Raw genomic sequence first — 26759 nt, 5'->3', positions numbered from 1 at the left:
TACAACCTCAAAAATAACGATTCTCAACGTTGATATCTAAAAATTGCGCACAGTCTAACAGCCTAATGGCAATAGTCGAAATAGTTTCATTAAAAACCACTGAGATTGTGATGATTAAATACGAGTTATTATCACTCAGAAACGAGATTAGTTGCACGTCACGGTTGAACTCGGTGCAGGCCTAATGATAACATTAACAATAAATTAACATTTGATTATTATACTTGGATGCAACATATGGAAATGCCAGCAGTAGTCAGACGGCGTACCCGTCTCTCTCCCGAAGCTCGTCGCGAACAATTAATGCAGTGTGCGCTAGAAGTATTCTCTAAACGCGGTCTTGGCCGTGCTGGTCACGCAGAAATCGCAGAGTTAGCACAGGTGTCCGTCGCCACTGTATTTAACTATTTCAGCAACAGAGAACAACTGGTAGACAGTGTATTAATACAAATTGAAGACTTCTTTAGCCATATGGTACGTAAGAACTTTATTGACCTTGCAGGGCAACCAAGTAAAAGCGCGCATCAAGCCATTCATAACTATTTAGCCGATTTTGTTGACGCCGCCATCAATAATCCACAGTTCACTTACATTTGGTTAGAATGGAGTTCCTCTATTCGAGAAGATACTTGGCCGCGTTATCTCGCGCTACTCGATAACAACATCGCCATTATCAGCAACAAGATAGAACCTGCTATCGCATCGGGTGAAATAAATACCTATTTAACCACCACTGAATTTGCCCGTAGTCTATCCAACCAAGGTTATATGATCTTACAATTAGTGAATCAACCTCAAGCAATGGATAAAAAAAGGATTATTGAGTTTTTAGAAAAGTATGTAACGTCAGCATTAGCGAAAGCTTAACGCGAGCACGGATTCCCCCTCCCCTTACGGTCAAGGGAGGGGATCGATATCTAACGCTTAACGTCCCCATCCCGCATAAATAGACTGGTCAACGTCCAAGTGGTCAAGAATACGTGCGACCATCAAATCAATAAGATCATCAAGCGTTTTCGGTTTTCGATAAAAACCCGGTGCGGCAGGCATGATGGTGACCCCAAGGCGTGACAACTTCAGCATATTTTCTAAATGGATCGGTGATAGTGGTGTTTCACGCGGGATCAATACCAGTTGACCACGTTCTTTTAATACTACATCAGCAGCACGGTGTAATAAGTTAGTCGACATGCCTTGCGCCACGGCAGCAACGGTCCCCATACTACACGGACAAATAACCATTTGTTTTGGTGCACCTGAACCAGAAGCAACTGGCGAGAACCAATCTTTATTGCTTGGCACCAATAACTGCCCTGCTTTCGCTTGATATTTATCGGTTAAAAACAGCTGTAATGCTTTATTGTCTGCTGGCCATTTTTCATCAGTTTCGGTTGCCATGACTACTTTAGCCGCATCCGACATCAGTAAATGTACTTGTACATCCGCCGCTAATAATAATTCCAATAAACGTATAGCATATTGTGAGCCTGACGCACCACTAACCCCTAAGGTAATGCGTTTGCTAAATTCAGCCGTTTTAGTTTGCATGGTAGTCATCGCCTTTCTTCATATATTTCATCATTTTCGAGTGTTCATTTATCTAATTATGATTTAACTTCTAATTTAGCTAACAATTTATCATGAATACCCGCAAAGCCACCATTACTCATAATTAGTACATGGCAAGGACCTGCCTGTGCTTTCGCCCGCGTTGTGATCTCAGCGATCAAACCATCAATGTGCTGATGAATAGCCGCTTTATGACGATTATCTATACCTGACGCATTTATCGCACCCGAACCATTAGTAGTACATAGCTCATCAGCAACCGGTTGTAGATTCCAATCTAAACCTTCGGGTTGATATAACAACACATCATCAGCCTGCATTAATGATTGTGCTAATGCTTGTTGATGCGTGCCCATGCGCATGGTGTTTGAACGCGGCTCTAATACGGCAATGATTCGTTCACTACCGACAGCAGCACGTAATCCAGCTAATGTCGTGGCGATCGCCGTCGGGTGGTGCGCAAAATCATCATAAACGCGGATACCCTGCACTTCACCTTTAATTTCCATGCGGCGTTTCGGGGTTTTAAACGCCCCTAGTCCCGCAATGGCTTGGTTTAACTCAACGCCCGCATAATGCGCAGCTGCGATCGCCATCATGCCATTTTGTAAATTATGATCGCCAATCAAGTTCCACTTAACCACACCAGCTAACTCACCTTGGCAGTAAACTTCAAATTGGCTGGCATCTTCACGTAATTTCTTCGCTTGCCAATGGCTGCCTTCAGCGTCTAATAATTTATTTTCAGAACCCTGAGTTTTATTCTCTAAACATAAAGACTGCACTGGCGTCCAGCAGCCTTGTTGTATCACGTCATCCAATGCTGGTACATTCTCTGGCATTAAGATCAGGCCATTACTAGGGACGGTTCTGACTACGTGATGAAATTGACGTTGGATCGCCGCTAAGTCAGGAAAAATATCGGCATGGTCATATTCAAGGTTATTCATGATCAGTGTATTTGGTTGGTAATGTACAAACTTAGAACGTTTATCGAAAAAGGCGGTATCGTATTCATCCGCTTCAATGACAAAGAAATAGCCACCACCTAAGCGTGCTGATTCAGTGAAGTTCTGTGGTACGCCGCCAATTAAGAAACCCGGTTCGAGTCCCGCATATTCTAAGATCCATGCAACCATAGCCGCTGTCGTGGTTTTACCATGGGTCCCCGAAGCTGCAATCACATAACGGTGTTGTAATAAATGTTCAGACAGCCACTGTGGCCCTGAAGTATAAGCGAGCTTTCGGTCTAACATGTATTCGACACAAGGATTTCCACGTGACATAGCATTACCTACAATCACCATGTCTGGCGCAGGATTAAGCTGACTCGGGTCGTAACCTTCGATAAGCTCGATACCTTGCTCTTCTAGTTGGGTGCTCATTGGCGGGTACACATTGGCATCTGAGCCCGTGACTTTATAACCTAGCTGTTTAGCCAGTACTGCAATACCACCCATGAACGTGCCACAAATACCCAGAATATGTATATGTTTAGACATTTGATTACCCTTTTGAACGAAACTTATGATGAACGCGGTTGATCGTCACACCGATCATGACACCAAACAGCAATAACAATAAAAACAAGATTAAAATAGACTTAGTGGCGTCAAACTGAAAAATAGTGAAGGTTTTAAGCATTTGTTGATAACTAAAATGCAACTGTAAAAAACCCACAGGTTTGTTGTCTGCCAATATCGGCTTAAGATAAACACGCACCCCCTTGGGTGCTTCATATTGTTTTTTAGCCAGTAATTCGGCCATATAGTCTTCTTGAGAAGAACTTAATAACTTACCATCTTCAGCAAAAATATGCAGGCTAGTTACATACTGATTTTCGCTGACTTCATCCACCAGCTGTTGCAGCTGTTTTTTACTGTTAACGCGGGTATTAAGATCGGTCGACTCACGGGCAACAATCAAGTTAGCCGCCATTTTGGTCGGATAATCCAGTAATGAATGCACCAACATATCAACCTGGTGATAGCGAGAGGCCGTGACATTGTTATATAACGAGATCGCAATAAAAATGAAGAGAGAACTAAGACTTAGCGCAATCAATAATGAAGTTTGACGCTTTAAGAACTTATTACGACCATTAGATTTACCATCTTGATTATACTTGCTCGTCTGGTTTGTTGCTAAATGTGGCTCATGCGGAACCAGCTCTGTATTTACAGGATTGTCATTATTCTTACCTTTAACCACAACGAGCTCCTTTCTGAATACCGTAATTACGAATCGCAATTTTAAGTCGAATACGTTATCTTTGCTAGCAGTAACCTATCGATTACAAGGATTAGTAGCAAAATGACTCAACTCGCTGAGACTTTATTTAGTAATACCCCGCCAATAGCATGGCCACAATTGTTAACCTTGCAAAGCACTGAAATAAAACATGTCACTTATTGTCAGGGTCAATTTAATATTTCGGCGCAAGAACTACCAATAAATAGCCGAAATAGTAGTAATAACAGTCGTTACTATTATCTCACTTTAATCGCGCCAAGTATAACAAGTGACGCACTGCTAAACCTACTGTCAGCATTGAGTCAACTGCAGCTGTCAATGCAAGGCTCTGGCGATATTATCCTATATCCACCAGCCAACTATGCATTAAACCATAACGCATTAACCGACACGCAAGCGCAACGCACAACAGCCGCCAGCCAAGGTGACATTATTGTTTTAGGCTTTACCACGTTATCAGATGAACTACAGATGCAATTTAAAGATACGTTAGCAAGCTGGCGTAATGATTACCATGTAGATTATGCATTAAGCCAAACACTACCGAGTTTAAAGCAACCAGGGGTGGTATTAATGGATATGGATTCAACGACTATTCAAATTGAATGTATCGATGAAATAGCCAAACTTGCAGGCGTCGGTGAACAAGTCGCAGCCGTAACTGCACGCGCCATGAATGGTGAATTAGATTTTTCTGAAAGCCTACGTTCGCGCGTAGCGACGCTAACCAACTGCCCGGAAGCCGTATTAACCCAAGTTGCTGATGCCATGCCGCTAATGCCCGGTTTAGAGTTATTGATTGCCACCTTGCACCAAGCAAACTGGAAAGTAGCAATCGCGTCAGGCGGGTTTACTTACTTTGCTAAGCGTCTACAAGATGATCTGGGGTTTGATGCTGTTTATGCCAATGAACTCGAAATCGTCGATGGCATCTTAACGGGTCAGGTTATTGGCGATATTGTTGATGCGCAGGTGAAAGCCGATACCCTGCAATCACTCGCACAGGAATATCAGATTGCTCCGCAGCAAACAGTCGCGATTGGTGATGGCGCTAATGATTTAATCATGTTGAAAAGTGCGGCTCTCGGTGTGGCTATTCATGCTAAACCTATTGTTCAACAGCAAGCGCAAGTGGCATTAAATCATCATGATCTGGAAGGGTTAGTCGGACTGCTACACGCAGCGAACTGTGTGGACGCGAGCTGGTCGTAACCTAATCTAAAGCAAATAGGCGTCCACGTTAGCGGTTGTTTACGTGGACTCTATTAATCAATCGCCGAACAACAAATAGAGCAGTGCTCATTAACGCATGCGGCGTAGGCCTAGTCTATATAACAACTCATCAGACACATCAATCAGATCCACCACTCCGCGTACACTCCATAATTCGTCTTCAAGCTTTTGTGCTCTGTGTATCGCATAATGGCTGACGTAGTTAAGTTCTTTTTCAATGTATTCCATATCCGGCCGCCCAGTACGAGACAGCATCACTTGGATCGCAAAGAAAGCGCCTTTTTGTAAACTATGGGTAATGAACTGACGGCGTTCATGCTCATCACTAAAATCTTTTTCAAATCGCGTTGTGACTACCGAATCACTGGTTGCGATCGTAATATAAAGCACCTGCTGCCAAGGGCGATAAGTGGGTTCTAACCCGGCTAATGCATCATCGAACACCTGTTTAATATTATTATCTGATAACAAAGGGTACAAATTATAGCGGGATTCAGCTTGACCAAAATATTCAAACAGTGGTGCCAAACTGTTTTCGTTCGGGCTAATGCCTATCCTGTCCATCTGATAACTCGTGTTTACCTTATGAATATACAAGGGCATGGTCGCTAAATGCTGACAATACATATTCCGTAATACTGCCGTGACACCCGGTGATTGCGTTGGCTCTGGGGTACTTTTTAACTTGTCTTTATTGCTACGGATTAACAAACTAAAAAATTTACAGCCAATATGCGCCTCTTTATCGCCGACAATCTGCAAGTGTAGAATTGTTTTCGCTTTATTACAGCCAACAACACTGTAAGGTAAATTGGCAAGCGCTACTTTCTTCGACAGTTTTTGTAACATCGGCAGTTCAAGGTAAACGCGATGACCGATCTGCACATCCAACGGCGATTCTAGTTCGATCTGTAATCCTTCAGTCGAAAAATCATTACTCCAACCTTTAATACTACGTTCGGTATGACTCACTACAATCGCCGTTTTGTAACTGAATCGAGCTTCTTTACGCAGTTGTACAAACTTAAACTGGGCTAATATCGCGCGTTGATCCGCAGCCGGTAAACGATATTGATGCAGCAGGTTAAAGTCACTACTGTGCTGCGCATACGCTTTATAATCATTCAGAATATTTTCATTGGTAATATCTTGCAGCAACCCAACCCAACGAATATCTTGTAATGCCGCGAGCATTGTCGACCCTATCGGCTGTTGGTGACATTCAGCTTCCAGTAAATGTTTCTTTTCATCAAATGCTGACGGGTATAATGAAAATTTAAATGCTCTGAAATTAGGACGTTGACAAGCAAAAGACAAAAATAAGGCTTTCAAACCTGACTTAGCCAAGCTAATCGCGTCGGCGGCGTAAAAGTACAAGCGCCCATTCTGCGTATAATAAAAACTGTAAATAGTCGTTTCGATACTTTTCTTGGTTTGTAATAGCCCTTGCATCCAATCTGTCTGCCAACATGCTTCAAGCTGACTTTTAGATTCTTCATTGATCCAATAATCGTATACACCACGATTATTTTCATTCAACAACAAATGACTCAATACAGGCTGTTCATCACCCGAGATATACAGGGGTAAGCCTGACATACGCGGTAAAAAAAACTGTTCATACCCTTTTACAACAACATTCTCTTCCTGATAACGGACGTTAACTTTGTATTTACTTTTATTTTGCGCGATCAATTTACTGATAAAGGTATCTAATTCATTATTTTCGTCAATCCGCATTAAGCGTAAATAATCAAACTTCTCTTCTTCATCGATGCCCATGAGTTTATAAGCAAAAAAATCACGTAATAAATGGTTAGCATATTCTTGACGTAAGCTCGAAAAGTTCACATTCACTAAACTGCCTGTCACAATGGCGTGATTTTTATTCACTTTAACTTTAATGCCACTGGTGGATAAATCAGAGGTCATGGCATCAATAACACGGTCGCCAAACCGCATTTTTATCGCTGAACTGTAGTGCATACGCTCTTCGTCACGCACAAAATATGACGCATACTGAATCGGATCGACCGCAAATTTAGCCGTGGGTTCAACCGTTATAACATTGCGCTCATTTACTGGTTTACTACGTTCACGTTGATGAAAATCCAATACTTCTTCATAGATACCCAGCGTATAATTACCTTGGTGCTGAGCTAACAATGTTTCTAAAAACTTAATTTCGACCGGATTAATGTGATGTAAAATACCATCATACTCATACGCTACCGCGCCACTGTCACCACGTTGACGAAAATCGAGGATCCGTCGTGTGGGCGCAGAAAGGCGATTGACCTCCATCTTGATCAAAAAACGTTTACTGTTCGTTTCACCTTCAGTCAACTGTGCGAACAAAAGACTAAAATCAGGTTCATGATACAAGGTCGTTAATTTTTTAATTATGTCGGTGTAATGAGATAATTCCATGCTGGCGATCACTGCTTAAATTGGAAAATGAATACAACTATTACGGCTAGACACTTACGACTAAAATAAGTACAGCTAAAATAAGCGACGGTTAAATGCATCAGTATGAGATGACATAGAAAACACGACCATCGTTATTTACAGGAAAAAGTCTGCACGTTACTACTGAGTACACGTACAAAGCGTCAAGTAATAGATAATAACGTGAAACAAGCAAAATAAGTGCCACTTAACAGACTATTTGCTTTCTTTTTTGATGATGCTCACTTTTTATTTCGTACATCTGGTTATCAGCACCTGTTAATAGCTCATCAGCACTCATATCGTGGTGATAAACGCTATAACCAATACTAATACCGATAGATACATTACACACGGATAAGGCAAATGATTGCAATAAAGTACGTTCGATTAGGTCACTTAGCTGACCAGCATAACGGAGATTCGAATTTGGCAATAAAACCACAAACTCATCTCCACCTAACCGCGTTAATAACTCACCAGGCCCGCCAAGTAAACGAGACATACGCTGCGCAGCGGCAATAAGTAGTCATCTCCTGCCGCATGCCCATAGCGGTCGTTGACTAGCTTAAAGCGGTCCAAATCCATAAATAATCCATAAATAATCCATTATTTATATTGTGTCGCCATTCTGCCAAGTTGTTAAATCGAAATCAAAATTTCACCACAAACACCTAACGAACAACAACTTATTTACCATTCTAAATCAGAGCAATAACCACACCTCATCGCAATTTAAAGATAAAGGCGTTATACGTAGTGAATAAAACAAGCAAAAAAAAGCCCGTAATATCATAATTACAGGCTTTTACTCTTAATTCACATTTGTCGTTATTTAGTCAAAAATGACGACAAAATTAACTAATGCGTTTGTATTTAATACGGTGTGGTTGTGCCGCTTCTGGCCCTAAGGTTTTCTTCAACCATGCTTCGTAATCTGTGTAGTTACCTTCGTAGAAGTTCACTTTACCTTCATCACGGTAATCTAGGATATGCGTCGCAATACGATCAAGGAACCAACGGTCATGGGAAATAACCATCGCACAACCAGGGAACTCGAGAATAGCTTCTTCAAGTGCACGTAGTGTCTCGATATCCAAGTCATTGGTTGGCTCATCCAGTAGGATCACGTTACCGCCAGACTGTAAAAGCTTAGCAAGGTGTAAACGACCACGTTCACCACCAGACAGCTGACCAACACGTTTTTGCTGATCAGTACCTTTGAAGTTAAAACGACTACAGTAAGCACGTGATGACATTTCAGTATTACCAACTTTGATAATATCTAAGCCATCTGACAGTTCCTGCCATACAGTATTATCACCGTTCATGTGATCACGGAACTGATCTACACTTGCTAGTTTTACTGATTCACCCACTGAAACCGAACCAGAGTCTGGAGACTCGCTGCCATCTAGCATTTTGAATAGTGTTGACTTACCAGCACCATTGGGACCGATAATACCAACAATTGCGCCTTTTGGCATAGAGAATGACAAGTTATCAATTAATACACGACCGTCATACGCTTTACCTAGATTTTCAACGTCAATGACTTTGTCACCTAAACGCTCACCCGGTGGGATGAACAGTTCATTGGTTTCGTTACGACGTTGATAATCTGATTGATTAAGCTCTTCAAAACGAGCCATACGCGCTTTACTTTTCGCTTGACGACCTTTTGGATTTGAACGAACCCATTCAAGTTCTTTTTCAATCGATTTTTTGCGTGCACTTTCTTGCGATGCTTCTTGTTCTAGACGCGCATCTTTCTGTTCTAACCAAGAAGAGTAGTTACCTTCCCATGGAATACCTTCACCACGGTCAAGCTCTAAGATCCAACCCGCAACATTATCAAGGAAATACCTATCATGCGTAATCGCAACAACAGTACCTTCATAATCATGTAGGAAACGTTCTAACCAAGCCACAGACTCAGCATCCAAGTGGTTGGTTGGTTCGTCTAGTAATAACATGTCTGGTTTTTCTAATAACAAACGACAGATAGCAACACGTCGACGTTCACCACCCGATAGGACTTTAATTTTAGTGTCCCATTCAGGTAAACGTAATGCATCTGCAGCACGCTCTAGTTGGTTTTCGATGTTGTGACCATCGTGCGCTTGAATGATAGATTCAAACTTTTCTTGTTTCTTCGCTAGCTTATCAAAATCAGCGTCAGGTTCTGCATAATCAGCATAAACTTGGTCGAGACCAGCCATAGCATCTTTCAGTTCTGAAATCGCTTCTTCAACAACTTCACGAACTGTTTTTTCTAGATCCAGTACAGGTTCTTGCGGTAAGTAACCAATTTTAGTACCTGCTAATGGACGAGCTTCACCTTCGAAGTCTTGATCTACGCCAGCCATAATACGTAATAAGCTTGATTTACCAGAGCCATTTAGACCCAATACGCCAATTTTAGCGCCAGGGTAAAAACTAAGCGAGATGTCTTTAAGAATTTGACGCTTCGGTGGCACAATTTTGCCAACACGGTGCATCGAATAGATAAACTGAGGACCAGCCATTATGTTCTCTTTTAACAAGGAATAAGGAATGTGGGATAAGTTTAAACCTTGGATGCTGTTGATACAAGTATTCATCAACTCCACACAGGAGAGCGGTGATATTCAGCACGATTATCTAATATAAAAAATGTAGAATAAAAGCAGAAATAAAAATGTCCGCCAATATCCATAAGCGGGCATTGCTCAACAATAATTTTTTTAATCTTCGATTAACACAGACTCGAGAGCCATGATGATCATATCATTGAAAGTTAATTGACATTCTTATGCCGTAGTAACTTCACCGGTACGTATATGATCAGATACTAACGCTTAAACTTGTTTAAAATTATTTGTTTAAAATCTTCTTTTGATTCCAAATTATTCAAGAATAATTTATCTTCAGCAAAGTTAGTTACCCTTTCTCCTCGCCAAGTCATATTCTTTAATATAGTTTCAGGGCCGGGTGTAAAGTTGTTAATCCAAGAATTAGTCACGTAGTTAAATTTAAACAAATTAATTTTGATTTTCTTCATTAATTTTAGCGGTACTAACGTTTTTGTTCCTAAATAACTAGACCAGCAATAAAATAAATCTTTATGTACTAATCTATCAACTTCTTTAGACTCTAAGTAGTGTGAACAAAGTTTATTTAGTAATGAAACTTCTCCGGCAAAATAAAGGTCGGGAAGTTCATCTGCTTCAAGGATATTACTAGTATTCATCCAAGGAACTACAACTTTATTGTGTTTAATTGATTCTAGTGCAACGTCAAGCAAACAGTCATAATTTGAGAATTGATCGGTTCTAACTTTTACAGCAAGCTCACACCCTAACTGAGAAAGTAAATCTAGTCCCTTTTGCGTAGAAAAGAACTGCCGATATTTATTATTATCACTAATAATTGGGCCTCGTGAGTTAATTTTCTTTGTCTTATCATCTAGTATTAAGACACTTTCCTCACCGAGAATAGTAATCACATCTTTTAGCTTGGACCTGTCTTCGGTATTCCAAGTTACACAAATAATATGATCATAAATATCTTTAAACTCATTATAAATGTTCGCTATATTTGCTACACAATCATAATCTACAACGTCAGTTTCAGTTACTTTGCTAAAGCCTATATTTATAGTTCGTCCAGTTCTGCCTCTAGATAGAAGCGGCCCTTGTATAACTAAACCTTTTTTCATCCTCCCCCCTAAAGTAGAGTACATCTATTTTTATTGGTTATAACCATCTACTTCAAAAGCATCAAACTCATCAGGCGTACCGCAAAAGACAACATCACTGCGAGCTATTAAATTATAATTTATCTCCAGTCCTGCTTTTATCAAGATATTGTAGAGTGGGGCAATATATAACTCACCTTTTTCCCAAGATGTTGTTGGCAGGTCGCAGTATTTGGAGTAACAATAATGATAATCTTTAACACTCAAAAAATGATATAACCCTGTACTACATAAATCCGATATTGGCCTTTTTTCTGCTGTTTCTGAGACCCTCTGACTATTATTATTTAAAGGTTTTGCAAAAGACCAATTTTCGCCTTCCCCCTTAAATACTTCTAAATAGCCTTTGCCTTTGAAAGCGACATCTGGGAATCTAAAATCAGGTCGGAATGTATCAATATTAAAAATAGTGATTGTACCATCATATTCCATATCAGCTAAACCTAAAGCGACGGTCTCAGCCTGCCCTCGAGTTTCTCCCTCAAGGATAGTAATATGATAATCTACAATTCCAAGAGCCTTAATGCGTTCTAAAACAAAATCATACGTTTCATATACATCACGAATTATAAATAAGAATTTTTCTGTTTTAAAATAGTATTTAAAACTTTCTACGGAGTGATCAAAAAGTGTTTTACCATGTGATTTAAGCATATATTTTGGCTGAGTATAACCAGCTTTAAAAAAACGCGAGCTTAAACCAGCCATTGGAATAATAATCATTGCTCACACCCTATCATTTTTTCATACAATCTAAATGCATTCGCCATTAGTGCATCCTGCCTCTTTGGTTCATCGGCATGTAAAGGTAACATAGAAAGAAATAACTGAATTTGCATCGCATATAAATTCGTTGCTGTTAGTCCATATTTTTCTTCAACAAGTTTAATAAATATTTGCTGAATTTCTTTATGTTTCTTTAATCCAAAAACATGAAAATCAATATTATCATCACTAATATTAACATCATAATATCCTGCAATGATCCAATCATACATACCTAATATAGAATGACTTAACTTAGCTAAATCATATCTAAAATCACCATATATAGTTAGTGTATTATCAAAGGTGAGGCCTCTTGGATCAATAGTTTTAATTTTATTGATTCTAAAGTCATATAAAATATTACTAAAACAAAAATCACCATGCATCACTGTTGATGTGACATTTTTCTTGGGCAAGAATAACTCAGATTGATTAATCAAAAAATCTAACGAAAGCTCCATTCCGTTATAGTTCCATTGCTTATGCCTATCATAATTTCGAGAGCAGCAATATTGATTCACTCTTGATTCTGTTTTTTGATTAAATAATTCATTAAGATTAGAGCTAGAGTCATTATTTGGTTTCAGATACTCAGTACATGCATCAATAAAGCATAAAGCACTTGATATAATTTGAGTCCACACTGCTGAAGATATCTCAGCAAAAACAAATAATTCATTAAGTGAGGTATGATGTAAGTATTCTAATCTATAGCTAAAGTTATCATTAACATCCAAGTCACCGAGGTACTGTGGAGTAAATGACCTTAGCATAGGGGGAATAGAATCAAACCAATGCGCTTCAGCTTGTATCTTTTCTTTCTTATAACTCGATTTTTCTATCCAGTTCGGGTTTATAATTAAATCATTAAAGGCACGTTGCGTTGTAAATTCAGCTTTAGAACGGTAGTAGGTATTTACATGGCCAAAGTCTAACCACCCCTTAGCTTTAACCACAGATAAGCCAACATCCTGGTGATAAGCATTAACACCATCAAGAAAGTTCCACTTATGAAGGGTTATACATCTTATTATTTTTTTAATCTGACTAAATTTAAAATAACCGCTTACGATATGATGTTTAGAATTAAAGTCATTGCCAACATCTTTAAATAAATTTTGTTCATTATTACTAATATAGGCCCAATCATAACTATCTACTGCACCGGAAATTGCGATGACATCATCTCCTTGAGGCAAATGTTGCAGTAATGTATCTCCAAATAGTACATGTAAAAACCGATCGAGTGGTTCCTCAATCAGATTTAAAACCGCAACTAATGATGCCCCCAATTCAAGATTATCAGGGATAGGAATCACTGTAACTTTTTTATTGTTAAGCCAATCTTTATCTACTTGAGAAACTTGGAAAGATTCTGGGATAGACATGTAAATTTTCTTTCCATCAGGAACCAAATTAATTTGATGTTGAAATAATCTACGATTGCCTAGCGGTAAAAAAGTTGGTGGAATATGTCCAAATTCCGCTCTTAACTCCTGCTCAATGTAAGCTGCCGACATAATCAAAAACATTGTTTTTCTTCTTCTAATAAATTATTAATTTCACTTAAAGACAACGCTGAAAATTCAGATGGTCTAATTGCACGATCATCGATATAGAAACCGTCATGTCCACACCAAGGTTTGCCTACAATAATTTCATCATAAGGTACCTGATGTCTATCTAGCCATTCCACTATTATAGGTAGTGTATGTATATTAATTTTACCTACATTGCCTTCAAATGTTCTCATATTTCTAGCTGTGAAAATTGTAATCGAAAAGCCTTTTTGTTGGTATTCTTTTAGCCGTTCAATGACACTAATATTTGGAAGAACATTTTGATAATCAGATGTATTAGCTAGAGTGATTGTTCCATCTAGATCTACGACTAATTTTTTCATAACATACGACCTTAGATTGAGAGCAGAATTAATTTTTAAATACAATTGTAGTGGTCACTAAATTCGGTAACCAGAAAGTACTGTTTAAGTAATTCATTATTATTAAATATACTAAAAATGGCAAGTAAATTAGGATGTATAAAAATGTGGGGGATCTTGAGAATAAATGTTGTAGCTTGTGATATGTGTATAGAAATGACAGGCTTGAATTAAATCAAGCCCTGTCATTTTATATTTTGAATTAAATCAAACCCTGTCATTTTATATAAAGTTATAATTAATCTTCAATTAATCTTCAATTAACACAGACTCGAGTGCCATGATGATCATATCATTGAACGTTAATTGACGTTCTTCTGCCGTTGTAACTTCACCAGTACGGATGTGATCAGATACAGTGCAGATACAGATAGCATTTGCGCCGAATTCAGCAGCTACACCGTATAGACCAGCCGCCTCCATTTCTACACCTAATATTCCCAATTTTTCCATTGTATCAAATGACTCAGGCTTTGGTGTGTAGAATAGATCAGCAGTGAAAATGTTACCTACCTTCGCATCAATATTACATGCTTTAGCTGCACGTGTTACTTTACTTAATAATTCCCATGATGCGATGGCTGCAAAATCATAGCCATCAAAACGTGCGCGATTGACCCCAGAATCAGTCGATGCACCCATACCGATCACAACATCACGTACTTTAACATCAGTGCTAATCGCACCACAGCTACCAATACGGATCAGATTTTTAACACCGAATTCTGTAATTAACTCTTTTGCATAGATAGAGCAAGACGGAACGCCCATTCCAGAAGCCATAACAGAAATACGTTTACCTTTGTAAGTACCAGTGAACCCTAGCATGTTACGCACGTCATTCACTTGTTTAATATCTTCTAAAAATGTTTCTGCGATGTATTTAGCGCGTAGTGGATCACCTGGGAATAATACCGTTTCAGCGAAATCACCTTTTTCTGCATTAATATGTGGAGTTGCCATTATAGTTACCTTCTTTGTTTTAGTTATACTCAGCATTCTTAACTAAGTACTTTATTTATAAAAATGAGTTTGTAAAAATAGTATTTATAAACATTGTTATTTATAAAAAGCTTTTACCGTATTCAAGCTTTGGTAAACCGTGATACGCCGCAATTGACTGACCAATATCAGCAAATGTATCACGTAAACCCAGCGGACCTTTTGGTACATTTTGACCATAAAAGATGACTGGAATATGTTCACGGGTATGATCGGTTCCCGGAGCTGTTGGATCACAACCGTGATCGGCAGTTAATACCACAATATCGTCTTCGCCGAGGATCTCAAGTAACTCAGGTAAACGCGTATCGAAATACTCTAGCCCTTTTGCATAACCAGCAACATCTCGACGATGTCCCCATGATGAGTCAAAATCAACAAAGTTAGTAAATACGATAGTTTGATCACCCGCTTGCTTTACTTGTTCTAACGTCAGATCAAATAAAGCTTCAAGACCAGTGCCTTTCACTTTTTTAGTAATGCCTTGCTGTGCGTAAATATCTGCAATTTTACCGACACTCACGACTTCACCACCCGACTCAGCCATACGGTCAAGTAAGGTTGGCGCTGGCGGTAACACTGAATAATCACGACGATTACCAGTACGTGCGAAATCACTCTTATCAGCCCCAATAAATGGACGAGCAATAACACGGCCAATGTTGTACGGTTCTAATAATTTACGTGCTAATTCACATAACTTAAGTAAACGTTCAAGACCAAAGGTCTCTTCGTGACATGCAATTTGGAATACACTGTCTGCCGAGGTATAAAAAATTGGTTTACCCGATGCCATGTGCTCAGCACCCAACAAATCTAAGATCTCAGTACCTGAAGAATGGCAGTTACCTAAATAACCCGGTAAGTCCGCTTGCTCCACTAACTGATCCAGTAATTCTTGTGGGAAGCTGTTTTCGGTATCCGAGAAATAACCCCAATCAAACAACACAGGTACACCTGCGATCTCCCAGTGACCACTTGGCGTGTCTTTACCACTTGAGATCTCTTGTGCGTAACCGTATGCACCAATAACCTCTGCGCTTTCATCTAAGCCTGCAGGAAATGAACCCACACTATCACCGCAAGCATGCGCAAGACCTAGTTTGGTTAAATTAGGAATATGTAATGGGCCTTCACGACCCTCATCCGCTTTTCCTTCGGCACACCATTGAGCTATGTGACCAAACGTGTTGCTGCCTACATCACCAAATTTATCAGCATCGGCAGAAGCACCAATACCCAATGAGTCCAACATTAATATAATTGTACGTTTCATCATTATGACCTATTTTTATTATCTATTTTTAACTATGCTCTACATTAAATATTAACCAATTGTTAAACATCTGAAAGTCTAATTTGTTGATAAACATCAGCACTTGCAGCAGGCTGTATGTCACCGATATGAATCGATTTCAAGATCTCTGCTTGTGCAGCTTCAAACTGTGCATCACTACGAGCATGCACCATAGCAATCGGGGTTTGTGCATCGAGTTGTTGACCCAGCGCTGCAATATCAGATAAGCCAACAGCATAATCGATTTGATCTGTCGCCACACGACGACCACCACCCATAGCAACAACCGCCATGCCGAAACCACGCGTATCCATCTCAGTTAAATAGCCACTTTTTGCTGCATATACGGGACGAAAAATTTCGGTTTTTGGTAAGTGTAGGTCATAGTTGTCAACAAAATCAGTTGGACCGCCTAAACCTGAAACCATAGTGCCAAATAATTCTGCCGCTTTGCCATTATCTAATACTGCTTGTAATTTATTACGTGCATCATCTACGTCTGTCGCTAGATTTGCTGACAATAACATTTCCACACAGAGTGCCATTGTTACAGCAAATAAACGTGGGTTACGGTATTCGCCCGTTAAGAAACGTACTGCTTCACGTACTTCAACTGCATTACCGGCACTACTTGCTAATACTTGGTTCATATCTGTAATCAGTGCAGAAGTTTTACAGCCCGCACCGTTCGCTACAGATACAATGCTTTTTGCTAGTGCAACAGACTCCTCATGCGTAGGCATGAAAGCGCCACTACCCGATTTAACATCCATCACTAATGCATCAAGACCGGCTGCTAACTTTTTCGATAAAATAGAAGCTGTGATCAGCGAAATAGATTCGACTGTTGCAGTAATATCACGTACACCATAAAAACGTTTATCGGCAGGCGCTAAGTTTGCAGATTGGCCAACAATCGCCACACCACTGGCTTTTACAACTTGGCGAAATTGCGTATTATCAACTGTTGTTTGGTAACCAGGGATCGCATCTAATTTATCTAATGTACCACCAGTATGGCCTAAACCACGGCCAGAAATCATAGGAACAAAGCCACCACAGGCAGCAACCATAGGACCAAGCATCAGTGAAATAACATCACCAACGCCACCAGTTGAATGCTTATCAACGATTGGACCATTAAGTTGCATTGTATTCCAACTTAATACGTCACCTGAATCTCGCATTGCAGATGTGATCGCGATACGCTCGTCCATATTCATGTCATTAAAATAAGTCGCCATCGCAAATGCGCCTATTTGTCCTTCCGAGATACTATTATCAGCAATACCATTAACAAAATATTCAATTTCAGCACAACTTAGTACTTCGCCATTACGTTTACGACGAATAATCTCTTGCGGTATAAACATAACTACCTATTCCTTAAATAAGAAAAAGCTACTCCTTAAAATGGGAAGAGCTTAGTTAAATACAGAAAGTTAGGATCGAATAAGCACGTGTTATATTGATTACCCATGTCAGGAATAACTCACATTTGGTCTTAATCAATACAACACACTTTATTTGGGGATATTACTTTATCGAACCCAGAACGAGATAGTTAGTAACCGCTGCTATCAGCTGCTTTCTCTGCTAACTCAAGCTCAGCTAATAAGTTAGCAAGCAGGCTTGAAGCACCGAAGCGGAACTTGGCTGGAGATACCCAGTCTTGACCTAGAATTGATTCTGCTAATGCAAGGTATTCACCTGCTTGCTCAGCATTTTTAACACCACCCGCGGGTTTGAAACCAACATCGGTGTTTTTCTCACTGATCACAGTAAGCATGATCTTCGCGAATTCGAGTGTTGCATTCACAGGCACTTTGCCTGTTGATGTTTTAATGAAGTCTGCACCTGCATCAATCGAGATCTCACTCGCTTGACGAATCAATGCTTCAGTTTTAAGTTCGCCAGTCTCAACGATAACTTTAAGTTGTACGTTAGCAGGACAAGCTGCTTTACATGCTTTAACAAGCTCAAAGCCAACGTCCGCATTTCCGGCCATTAGTGCGCGGTATGGGAATACTACGTCAACTTCATCAGCGCCGTATGCTACAGCCGCTTTCGTTTCAGCAACTGCAATAGCAACATCATCGTTACCATGTGGGAAATTAGTTACCGTTGCTATTTTTACCGTTTCAGCACCAATTGCATTCAATGTTTTACGCGCGATAGGAACAAAACGAGGATAAATACAAACAGCAGCCGTATTGCCCGCCGCACTTTTTGCTTTGTGACACAGTTCAATTACTTTTGCATCTGTATCATCATCATTAAGCGTCGTTAAGTCCATCATGTTTAATGCACGTTGCGCCGCAACTTTAAAGTTACTCATATTAAGTCTCCAAACTTATTTAAATTTTATAAAAAACAGTGAAACCAGAGCAATTACACTAATTGCTGACTACAGCTACTCAAGGATGACTTTAATAAAGAAGTGTTTACCTTAAGCTAATGGCTTAAAGTAAATAGATGACGTATAACGATTAATATTTTCTATCAATATAAGTATTAATATATGTATTAATCTAACTATCGACATAACTATCTTTAAGATAAATATCCATGAAGAATAACTATGCGGACTTGGTTCCGTGAAGACTTGATATGACTATCAATTAATATCCCTATAACCGCGCTAATACAGCTTCTCCAACCTTTAATTAAGGTTAAAAAAACAAGCTATATTGAACGAAAAACACCAAAAGTACATCATGTACGATCAGTTAAATTACATTACTAAATCTACGCTAAGTGACAAAGAAATCAAGAAATAAATGCCATCATAACCGACCTACTTCTCACTACGAGCAAATAAACGACAATAAAACAATATATTAAATGTATGGCTATGTAAGCTCGTTATTTTATCGAATAATGAATTATTACATTGCTGGTTTTTCAGGCAAAAAAAATACCCTCAAACCGTTAATAATACAGTTTGAGTGTATATATTCGTTATCCCCTGCTATAAAAATAGAGGAAGAGCGAGGTTATATTAAGTGAGGAATAGACCCGCTAATGTCGCACTCATTAAGTTAGCTAAAGAAGCAGCAAGTATCGCTTTCAGACCCATGCTTGCGATGTCTGCTCGGCGTGAAGGGGCCAAACTACCTAAACCACCCAGTAAGATGGCAATTGATGAGAAATTAGCAAAACCACAAAGTGCAAAAGAGATGATTATTTGAGTATGCTCAGACAGTTCGTTATTTTTGATATAATTAACAAAATCTAAGAAAGCAACAAATTCATTCACAACAAATTTTTGGCCGATGAAGCTACCAGCAGTAACGGCTTCATGCCATGGCACACCAATAACGAATGCAAGTGGCGAGAACACCCAACCTAAGATCATTTGGATTGTTAGTTCTGGCATATCGAACCAAGCACCGATACCACCTGTGATACCGTTTGCTAATGCAATTAGACCAACGAATGCAATTAACATTGCACCGACGTTAAGCGCAAGCATCATACCTGAAGATGCACCTGCAGCTGCAGCGTCTAGTACATTAGCTGGTTTTTCCTCTTCGCTATCATCGAGATCATCAAGTGTAATTTTCGGTGTTTCTGTTTCTGGTTTAATGATTTTAGCCATTAATAGACCACCCGGAGCCGCCATGAATGACGCAGCAACCAAGTACTCAATCTTAATACCAAGACCCGCATAACCCGCTAGTACTGAACCGGCGATAGAAGCAAGACCACCAACCATTACCGCAAATAGCTCTGATTTAGTCATTGATTTAATGAACGGACGTACAACAAGTGGCGCTTCAGTTTGACCAACAAAGATATTTGCAGTTGCAGAAAGTGATTCTGAACGACTGGTACCTAATAACTTCTGTAAGCCACCACCAATAAAGTTAATTACCACGCTCATTACACCTATATAGTATAAAACAGCAATTAGTGATGAGAAGAAAACGATTACTGGTAATACGTTAAACGCAAAGATGAAACCAAGTTTGAATTTCGCTAAGTCACCAAATAAGAATTGAATACCTTCATTACCATAAGCAATTACGTTTGCTACACCAGTAGAGAGACCTTGTAGTAACTCTTTGCCCGGAGGAAAATATAAAATGAAAGCACCAATAACAACCTGAATAGCGAATGCGCCACCGACAGTGCGTAAATTAATTGCTTTTCTATTATCAGATAACAGTAGCGCTAAACCGAGTAGAGCGAAAACGCCTACAATGCCCATTACAAAATTCATCAAGAATCATCTCCAAATTTATTGAAATTTTTATAAACCAATAGTGAAATCGCAGTAATTAAAATTAATTACTGGCGGTAGCTATTCTGGAATAATTCAAATAAAGAAATGCTTAACCGAAGATTAAAACCTAAGGTAAATCGATGACGTATAAGTGATCCATACTTATCTTGTAATAAGCACAAATCGGACTATCGACATAACTATCTTTAAGATAAATATCCATTAAGAATAACTATGCGGACTTGGTTCCGTGAAGACTTGATATAATGATCAATAAACATCCGTGTAACCGCGCTAATACAATTGCCTATCACCTAGATCTAAAGTGTAAATAGTCAGTTATATTAAACGAAGCATACCAAAAGTACTTCATGTACGTTCAGCTAAAACTACTCATTTGAGGTTACTCTCAGTACTGATAAAATCAAGCGATAGATCCCCTCAGAATCGACCTATATCTCACTATGAGAAAATACATATAGCACAATCTACAGACGTGTCTAAGTGTCTCATTTATAGACTGTTTGGTTATGATTTAGTGATGAACATTTGATTTATACAGACAAAAAAATGCCCCCAAACTGTGACTTAAACAATTTGGGGGCATTATCTATTTTATAGCCGTCATCGATACAGCTTATAAATTATCAGTACATTAAACTAAGAATAGACCCGCTAATGCAGCACTCATTAAGTTAGCTAAAGAAGCAGCAAGTACTGCTTTCAGGCCCATGCTTGCAATGTCTGCACGGCGTGTTGGTGCTAAGCTACCTAAACCACCAAGTAAGATGGCGATAGATGAGAAGTTAGCAAAACCACATAATGCAAATGAGATGATGATTTGTGTATGATCAGATAGCTCGTTGTTTTTAATGTAGTTAACGAAATCTAGGAAAGCAACAAATTCATTCACTACCAGTTTTTGACCGATGAAGCTACCAGCAGCAATCGCTTCGTGCCATGGCACACCAATAACGAATGCAAGTGGAGAGAAGATCCAACCCAAGATCATTTGGATTGTTAGTTCTGGCATATCGAACCAAGCACCGATACCACCTGTGATACCGTTTGCTAATGCAATTAGACCAACGAATGCAATTAACATTGCACCGACGTTAAGCGCAAGCATCATACCTGAAGATGCACCTGCAGCTGCAGCGTCTAGTACGTTAGCTGGTTTTTCCTCTTCGCTATCATCGAGATCATCAAGTGTAATTTTTGGTGTTTCTGTTTCTGGTTTAATGATTTTAGCCATTAATAGACCACCCGGAGCCGCCATGAATGACGCAGCAACCAAGTACTCAATCTTAATACCAAGACCCGCATAACCCGCTAGTACTGAACCGGCGATAGAAGCAAGACCACCAACCATTACCGCAAATAGCTCTGATTTAGTCATTGATTTAATGAACGGACGTACAACAAGTGGCGCTTCAGTTTGACCAACAAAGATATTTGCAGTTGCAGAAAGTGATTCTGAACGACTGGTACCTAATAACTTCTGTAAGCCACCACCGATAAAGTTAATTACCACGCTCATTACACCTATATAGTATAAAACAGCGATTAGTGATGAGAAGAAAACGATTACTGGTAATACGTTAAATGCAAAGATGAAACCAAGTTTGAATTTCGCTAAGTCACCAAATAAGAATTGAATACCTTCATTACCATAAGCAATTACGTTTGCTACACCAGTAGAGAGACCTTGTAGTAACTCTTTGCCCGGAGGAAAATATAAAATAAAGGCACCAACGGCAACCTGGATAGCAAATGCGCCACCCACAGTGCGAAGGTTAATTGCTTTTCTGTTATCAGATAACAGAACCGCTAGACCGAGTAGGACAAATACGCCTACAATACCCATTACAAAATTCATCAGGAATAATCTCCAAGTTTCGCTTCAGAAGTGTTTTTGTTTATTTACGTAATAACCAAAATAGTCAATTAAAGTGTAATTAATAGTAAATTTACGATTTAATCATTGATTATAACAATTGGCGAGATTATAACTGTTATTAGCCACTTGTTAAGTGCTTGAGATCAGACCTCTCAAAATAGTTTCAAAAAAGTTGTTTTTTTTTCAAAAAGGGCGCTTTTACGACAAAAACAGCTCAACAAACGAACTAAAGCTAGCTTTAGCAATTAATTCTTCCGGCTCTCGCCGTAGTTTTGTAAGTATTTGTAACACTTCTGTAATGTTAGCCGGCTCATTTCGCTGCCCTTGATAACCCAATATAGGCATATCTGGCGAGTCCGTTTCTAACAATAACGAGGTTAACGGCAATTCACTGACCGCTTGCCTGGTTTTTACTGCTCTTGGATATGTAATCACCCCACCAATACCTAATTTAAACCCAAGTTTTATATATTGCATCCCCAATTGACTGCTACCACTAAAGCCATGGAGTACGCCACCACGTGGTAATTTCACCAGTTGTAATAACTGAATCAATTCGTTGTGTGCTTTACGGCAATGTAAAATAACCGGCAAATCATAGTGTTTAGCGAGCAATAGTTGTTGCTTACAAATCTGCAATTGTTGTTCGAACGGAAAACCGACCGCTTTATCAAGTCCAAACTCGCCGACAGCAACAATGCCCTTTCCTGCCGCTAAATGTGCATCAAGTAATTGCAAATGGCTATCATCAAAGTCGGCCAGAAAATACGGATGAATACCTAACGCTGGATAAACCCCTTCATGCTGATTGGCTAGCGCCAATACTGCTTGCCAATTTTTAGCGCTAATACCTGGCACTAAAAAATGTTTCACGCCCTTATCTCTCGCGCGATTTAATACCGCTATCAAGTCGTCATTAAAATCCACAAAGTCTAAATGGCAATGGCTATCGATGAGTTCTATCACTAAATACGTCGCCTTTTTGATTCTTCACCCAAACAGTGAAATAAAGAGATAGTGTAACTTACTGCATAATTTGATTTAATAGCGGGGTTAATCATTAATCAAAAACCTCTATGGAATGGTGCATGTCTAAAAAACTCTTTGCTTTATCTGCTCAATATTTAAAAAAAGCCATGCCGCTGATGATCCAGTATCAAATTCCAACAACGCCAACAAACTACGCGCTGTGGTATCACTACGTTTCTGATAATAATAGTGCATTACAAAAACATCTCGATGACAAGATTGCCCAGCACGGTACTTGTACCCCAGCGGCGAGTGAAGAGCTGTATCAGCGCTTTATTGTTGATAAGCGTGAGCAGGAAATTACTCAATTACGTACCGAACTCGACTCGATGACCAATGAATTAAGCAGTTCACTACACGATACACTTAATGATACCAATGAATTTGATCGGATGTTGAATAAATGTTTGAACGAATTATCAAGTGTTGAAGAAGATGGTTTTTCGATTGAGAAAACATTCTCCGCGGTACGAGAACTGGTAAAAGAGTCTCACGATGTACGTTCATCAACGCGTCATTTCAAAAGCCAATTGCACGAAGCACAAGCTGAGATTGCACAGTTACGTGAAACATTATTAGAAACACAGCATGATGCCATGCATGATAGCTTAACTGGCCTACTCAACCGCCGGATATTTAGTAAAGAAATTGAAACCTTTTGCAGTAACCCAAGTTTAAACCGCACCTTTTCAATTTTAATGGTCGATATTGATAACTTCAAAAGCTTTAATGATGATTTTGGCCACCAACTCGGAGATCAAGTATTAAAAGCCATTGCGAAACGTATCTCAGATAGTTGCCAAGAAGGTGAACAGGTATTTCGTTATGGTGGTGAAGAATTTGTACTTATCTTACCAAATAAGACATTTACCGTTGCTCGTCAAAACGCAGAGTCAATTCGCCGCGCTATTGAACGCCTAAGCATTCGTGATAAGCGCTCTGGTAAAGTAATTGATAACATTACCGTATCAATTGGTGTAAGTGAAAATAAACCCCGAGATACTAGCCATGATATTTTGACCCGCGCGGATCTGCAATTGTATGAAGCAAAACGTCTTGGCCGCAATCGCGTAATGCCCTTACCACGCTAGCCACATACCCTGATTTTATTATTAAGAGCAAGTATCCTAGCCTACAAGATATAGCTTAGATCACTTGCCCTTTATTTATTTTACAGCGCTGTACACTTAGCTAAATCAAGCATGAAAGCATATTCTTTAGCGGTATCATGGTAATGCTGGAAGCGTCCTGATTTACCGCCGTGCCCGGTCTCCATATCCGTATGTAATAACAATACATTCGCATCTGTTTTTAATTCACGCAATTTCGCAACCCACTTTGCTGGTTCCCAATATTGCACTTGTGAATCATGTAATCCAGTCGTCACCAATAAATTCGGATAAGCTTGTGCTGTCACTTGATCATAAGGGCTGTATGACAGCATATAATGATAAAACTCGGCGTCGTTCGGATTACCCCACTCGTCATACTCACCTGTTGTCAATGGAATAGATTCATCAAGCATGGTACTCACGACATCAACAAATGGAACAGCAGCAACCACACCATGGTATAACTCCGGCGCAATATTAATCACAGTCCCCATCAATAGACCACCTGCAGAGCCACCCATAGCATAAACACGTTTAGGGTCGGCATAACCTTGTTCGACTAAACCCTTGGTTACAGCGGTGAAATCCGTAAAGGTATTCATTTTATTGAGTAGCTTACCATCTTCATACCAATGACGACCTAATTCTTCACCACCACGAATATGCGCAATGGCATAAACAAAACCACGATCAAGTAAGGTTAATAGCGATGCACTAAAGTAAGGGTCAATACTCGAACCATAAGAACCATAAGCGTATTGCAATATTGGATTAACATTACTTTTCGAAAACAGTGCTGTTTTATATACTAAGGACACCGGGATCTTAACGCCATCTTCAGCAACAATCCAAACACGTTCACTCTGGTAATCTTGCGCACAGAAATCACCAACAACGGTTTGCTGTTTTAATATTTCACGTTCTCCACTATCAAGATTTAACTGATACGTTGAGGTTGGCGTTGTTAAACTCGAGTAGCCATAACGTAATTTGTCGGTATCAGGATCTGGATTTGTGCCAAGCCATGCCGTATAGGTTGGATCGTCAAATTTAATGATGATATCGGCCTTTGTCTGCCAATTAATTTGTCTTAAAAACGTTAAACCTTGCTCACGCTCTTCTACTACTAGCCAGTCTCGGAATAGTTCATAACTTTCTAGTAGCACATCATCACGTGCAGGAATAATGGTTTGCCATTGCAGAGTATCTGCCACCGTCGTCAAGGTCGCGGACATCAAAGCGAAATTCTTGCCTGTTTTATTACTGCGAATGTAAAACTGCTGGCGGTAATGATCGACACTATATTCATGACCTCGTTCACGCCCACGCAGTAACGTAAATGCCTCAGTCGGATTATCTGCTGATAATACATGTACTTCAGTTGTCATGGTGCTACTTAGCGACAACATGATGTAATCATCAGAAGTCGATTTGTAGATATCCGTATAGAAAGTATCATCTGATTCTTCATATACCAGTACATCTTCACTAATGTCAGTACCGAGTTGATGACGATAAACTTGATAAGGTAATAACGTCGTCGGATGTTTTTTTACATAGAATAGCGTTTTACTGTCATTTGCCCACACCACAGATTCGGTATCTTCAATTTCTTCAGGGTATGCTTTACCGGTATCAAGATTAAGGAAACGTAAACGATATTGGCGACGGCTAACCGTATCTTCAGAAAAAGCCAATACCTGATGATTTGGACTTATCGCTAGTTCACCTAGTTGATAGTACTGATGATCTTTAGCACGTTCATTAGCATCAAGTAATACCAGCCATTCGGCATCGGCATTATCCTTGCGCCAGCTATACACTGGATACTCCTTACCTTTCGAAAAACGGGTTTGATACCAATAGCCTTTCTTCAAATAAGGCACTGATGCATCTTCTTGTTTTACCCGCGCAACCATTTCATCATAAAGTTCGGTTTGTAATGAAGCTAATGGCGATAAAACCGCTTTCGTATAGTCATTTTCTTGTTCTAAATAGTTTAAAACTTGTTTGTTTTTACGTTCATCGTCACGTAACCAAAAATAGTCGTCTTGACGAGTATGCTGATGAATGGTCATTGAGTGCGCTTGCTTCATCGCAACTGGCGCAATGGTAGAGAGATCCATTTTCACAAGAAAAAATCCTATAAATTAACTGAAAGAGTGTTACTTATCTATTAATGCATAAGTACTAATTACATTAAATATTTATGTAATGTCATGAGTACTAATATCCC

20 protein-coding genes and 1 pseudogene are annotated in these 26759 nt (G+C 39.4%); 3 read left to right on the top strand and 18 right to left on the bottom strand.

All coding sequences use genetic code 11. The annotated features are described in order from the left end of the window. Positions 1 to 237 precede the first annotated feature (237 nt). On the top strand, positions 238 to 867 hold the full coding sequence (locus HWV01_RS03170) for a TetR/AcrR family transcriptional regulator (RefSeq protein WP_211674027.1): 630 nt from the start codon (positions 238 to 240) through the stop codon (positions 865 to 867). Positions 868 to 924: 57 nt separating this feature from the next. On the opposite strand, the gene HWV01_RS03165 is transcribed toward HWV01_RS03170, so the two are convergent. Genes HWV01_RS03165 through HWV01_RS03155 form a run of 3 tightly spaced genes read right to left on the bottom strand, consistent with a single transcriptional unit; the run spans position 925 to position 3780 of the window. Beyond that, a complete protein-coding gene (locus HWV01_RS03165) occupies positions 925 to 1548 on the bottom strand; it encodes a flavin prenyltransferase UbiX (RefSeq protein WP_211674026.1) in 624 nt (207 codons plus the stop codon). 56 nt (positions 1549 to 1604) lie between these two features. Beyond that, the gene (gene mpl, locus HWV01_RS03160) at positions 1605 to 3071 is read right to left on the bottom strand and encodes a UDP-N-acetylmuramate:L-alanyl-gamma-D-glutamyl-meso-diaminopimelate ligase (protein WP_211674025.1); all 1467 of its coding nucleotides are present in this window, start codon (positions 3069 to 3071) and stop codon (positions 1605 to 1607) included. Between the two features lie 4 nt (positions 3072 to 3075). After that, complete coding sequence (locus HWV01_RS03155; protein ID WP_211674024.1) at positions 3076 to 3780, bottom strand: AhpA/YtjB family protein; 705 nt, start codon at positions 3778 to 3780, stop codon at positions 3076 to 3078. 102 nt (positions 3781 to 3882) lie between these two features. Here HWV01_RS03155 and serB point away from each other — a divergent pair, with 102 nt between their 5' ends. Next, a complete protein-coding gene (gene serB / locus HWV01_RS03150) occupies positions 3883 to 5034 on the top strand; it encodes a phosphoserine phosphatase SerB (RefSeq protein WP_211674023.1) in 1152 nt (383 codons plus the stop codon). A 90-nt stretch (positions 5035 to 5124) separates the two neighbouring features. Here serB and HWV01_RS03145 read toward each other — a convergent pair whose 3' ends face one another. From HWV01_RS03145 to HWV01_RS03080, 14 genes and pseudogenes are all read right to left on the bottom strand, one after another. Next, positions 5125 to 7485 (bottom strand): PilZ domain-containing protein, encoded by a 2361-nt coding sequence (locus HWV01_RS03145; RefSeq protein WP_211674022.1) that lies wholly within the window; start codon positions 7483 to 7485, stop codon positions 5125 to 5127. A gap of 229 nt (positions 7486 to 7714) precedes the next feature. Then, positions 7715 to 8094 (bottom strand): annotated as a pseudogene (locus tag HWV01_RS03140) (GGDEF domain-containing protein). Between the two features lie 269 nt (positions 8095 to 8363). Beyond that, positions 8364 to 10034, bottom strand: coding sequence for an energy-dependent translational throttle protein EttA (ettA, locus tag HWV01_RS03135; protein ID WP_211675647.1), 1671 nt, complete (start codon positions 10032 to 10034; stop codon positions 8364 to 8366). A gap of 305 nt (positions 10035 to 10339) precedes the next feature. Beyond that, positions 10340 to 11206, bottom strand: coding sequence for a hypothetical protein (locus HWV01_RS03130; protein ID WP_211674021.1), 867 nt, complete (start codon positions 11204 to 11206; stop codon positions 10340 to 10342). Positions 11207 to 11236: 30 nt separating this feature from the next. Continuing rightward, positions 11237 to 11968 (bottom strand): glycosyltransferase family 2 protein, encoded by a 732-nt coding sequence (locus tag HWV01_RS03125; protein ID WP_211674020.1) that lies wholly within the window; start codon positions 11966 to 11968, stop codon positions 11237 to 11239. Beyond that, positions 11965 to 13545, bottom strand: coding sequence for a capsular biosynthesis protein (locus HWV01_RS03120; RefSeq protein WP_211674019.1), 1581 nt, complete (start codon positions 13543 to 13545; stop codon positions 11965 to 11967). The genes HWV01_RS03125 and HWV01_RS03120 overlap by 4 nt, the downstream gene beginning before the upstream one ends. Continuing rightward, on the bottom strand, positions 13536 to 13916 hold the full coding sequence (locus HWV01_RS03115) for an HAD hydrolase family protein (protein ID WP_211674018.1): 381 nt from the start codon (positions 13914 to 13916) through the stop codon (positions 13536 to 13538). Before HWV01_RS03115 ends, HWV01_RS03120 begins: the two co-directional genes overlap by 10 nt. Before the next feature lie 288 nt (positions 13917 to 14204). Continuing rightward, positions 14205 to 14918: a purine-nucleoside phosphorylase gene (gene deoD / locus HWV01_RS03110; RefSeq protein WP_211674017.1), complete on the bottom strand. Its 714-nt coding sequence runs from the start codon at positions 14916 to 14918 to the stop codon at positions 14205 to 14207. Positions 14919 to 15018: 100 nt separating this feature from the next. Further along, positions 15019 to 16233, bottom strand: coding sequence for a phosphopentomutase (locus HWV01_RS03105; RefSeq protein ID WP_211675645.1), 1215 nt, complete (start codon positions 16231 to 16233; stop codon positions 15019 to 15021). Between the two features lie 62 nt (positions 16234 to 16295). After that, entirely contained in the window at positions 16296 to 17627 is a 1332-nt protein-coding gene (deoA, locus tag HWV01_RS03100) for a thymidine phosphorylase (protein WP_211674016.1), read from the bottom strand. Between the two features lie 191 nt (positions 17628 to 17818). Next, on the bottom strand, positions 17819 to 18592 hold the full coding sequence (deoC, locus tag HWV01_RS03095) for a deoxyribose-phosphate aldolase (RefSeq protein WP_211674015.1): 774 nt from the start codon (positions 18590 to 18592) through the stop codon (positions 17819 to 17821). A gap of 663 nt (positions 18593 to 19255) precedes the next feature. Next, positions 19256 to 20479: a NupC/NupG family nucleoside CNT transporter gene (locus HWV01_RS03090; RefSeq protein WP_211675643.1), complete on the bottom strand. Its 1224-nt coding sequence runs from the start codon at positions 20477 to 20479 to the stop codon at positions 19256 to 19258. A 658-nt stretch (positions 20480 to 21137) separates the two neighbouring features. Beyond that, positions 21138 to 22361: a NupC/NupG family nucleoside CNT transporter gene (locus HWV01_RS03085; RefSeq protein WP_211674014.1), complete on the bottom strand. Its 1224-nt coding sequence runs from the start codon at positions 22359 to 22361 to the stop codon at positions 21138 to 21140. Positions 22362 to 22580: 219 nt separating this feature from the next. Beyond that, on the bottom strand, positions 22581 to 23348 hold the full coding sequence (locus tag HWV01_RS03080; protein WP_211674013.1) for a TatD family hydrolase: 768 nt from the start codon (positions 23346 to 23348) through the stop codon (positions 22581 to 22583). Between the two features lie 122 nt (positions 23349 to 23470). On the opposite strand from HWV01_RS03080, the gene HWV01_RS03075 reads away from it, so the two are divergent. Next, positions 23471 to 24502: a GGDEF domain-containing protein gene (locus HWV01_RS03075; protein WP_211674012.1), complete on the top strand. Its 1032-nt coding sequence runs from the start codon at positions 23471 to 23473 to the stop codon at positions 24500 to 24502. Positions 24503 to 24582: 80 nt separating this feature from the next. Here HWV01_RS03075 and HWV01_RS03070 read toward each other — a convergent pair whose 3' ends face one another. Then, positions 24583 to 26649, bottom strand: a complete 2067-nt coding sequence (locus HWV01_RS03070; RefSeq protein ID WP_211675642.1) for a S9 family peptidase — start codon at positions 26647 to 26649, stop codon at positions 24583 to 24585. Between the last annotated feature and the right edge of the window lie 110 nt (positions 26650 to 26759).

The organism is Moritella sp. 5, assembly GCF_018219455.1.
Lineage (GTDB): Bacteria > Pseudomonadota > Gammaproteobacteria > Enterobacterales > Moritellaceae > Moritella.
Note: the sequence above shows the minus strand (reverse complement) of the source record. Positions and strands in the feature narration are given on the sequence as shown.

What these genes read in the sequence shown, in the direction of transcription:
- HWV01_RS03170 (WP_211674027.1), top strand. Translation starts at nt 238, where the DNA reads ATGGAAATGCCAGCAGTAGTCAGACGGCGTACCCGTCTCTCTCCCGAA.
- HWV01_RS03165 (WP_211674026.1), bottom strand. Translation starts at nt 1,548, where the DNA reads ATGCAAACTAAAACGGCTGAATTTAGCAAACGCATTACCTTAGGGGTT.
- mpl (WP_211674025.1), bottom strand. Translation starts at nt 3,071, where the DNA reads ATGTCTAAACATATACATATTCTGGGTATTTGTGGCACGTTCATGGGT.
- serB (WP_211674023.1), top strand. Translation starts at nt 3,883, where the DNA reads ATGACTCAACTCGCTGAGACTTTATTTAGTAATACCCCGCCAATAGCA.
- HWV01_RS03145 (WP_211674022.1), bottom strand. Translation starts at nt 7,485, where the DNA reads ATGGAATTATCTCATTACACCGACATAATTAAAAAATTAACGACCTTG.
- ettA (WP_211675647.1), bottom strand. Translation starts at nt 10,034, where the DNA reads ATGGCTGGTCCTCAGTTTATCTATTCGATGCACCGTGTTGGCAAAATT.
- HWV01_RS03130 (WP_211674021.1), bottom strand. Translation starts at nt 11,206, where the DNA reads ATGAAAAAAGGTTTAGTTATACAAGGGCCGCTTCTATCTAGAGGCAGA.
- HWV01_RS03125 (WP_211674020.1), bottom strand. Translation starts at nt 11,968, where the DNA reads ATGATTATTATTCCAATGGCTGGTTTAAGCTCGCGTTTTTTTAAAGCT.
- HWV01_RS03120 (WP_211674019.1), bottom strand. Translation starts at nt 13,545, where the DNA reads ATGTTTTTGATTATGTCGGCAGCTTACATTGAGCAGGAGTTAAGAGCG.
- HWV01_RS03115 (WP_211674018.1), bottom strand. Translation starts at nt 13,916, where the DNA reads ATGAAAAAATTAGTCGTAGATCTAGATGGAACAATCACTCTAGCTAAT.
- deoD (WP_211674017.1), bottom strand. Translation starts at nt 14,918, where the DNA reads ATGGCAACTCCACATATTAATGCAGAAAAAGGTGATTTCGCTGAAACG.
- HWV01_RS03105 (WP_211675645.1), bottom strand. Translation starts at nt 16,233, where the DNA reads ATGAAACGTACAATTATATTAATGTTGGACTCATTGGGTATTGGTGCT.
- deoA (WP_211674016.1), bottom strand. Translation starts at nt 17,627, where the DNA reads ATGTTTATACCGCAAGAGATTATTCGTCGTAAACGTAATGGCGAAGTA.
- deoC (WP_211674015.1), bottom strand. Translation starts at nt 18,592, where the DNA reads ATGAGTAACTTTAAAGTTGCGGCGCAACGTGCATTAAACATGATGGAC.
- HWV01_RS03090 (WP_211675643.1), bottom strand. Translation starts at nt 20,479, where the DNA reads ATGAATTTTGTAATGGGCATTGTAGGCGTTTTCGCTCTACTCGGTTTA.
- HWV01_RS03085 (WP_211674014.1), bottom strand. Translation starts at nt 22,361, where the DNA reads ATGAATTTTGTAATGGGTATTGTAGGCGTATTTGTCCTACTCGGTCTA.
- HWV01_RS03075 (WP_211674012.1), top strand. Translation starts at nt 23,471, where the DNA reads ATGTCTAAAAAACTCTTTGCTTTATCTGCTCAATATTTAAAAAAAGCC.
- HWV01_RS03070 (WP_211675642.1), bottom strand. Translation starts at nt 26,649, where the DNA reads ATGGATCTCTCTACCATTGCGCCAGTTGCGATGAAGCAAGCGCACTCA.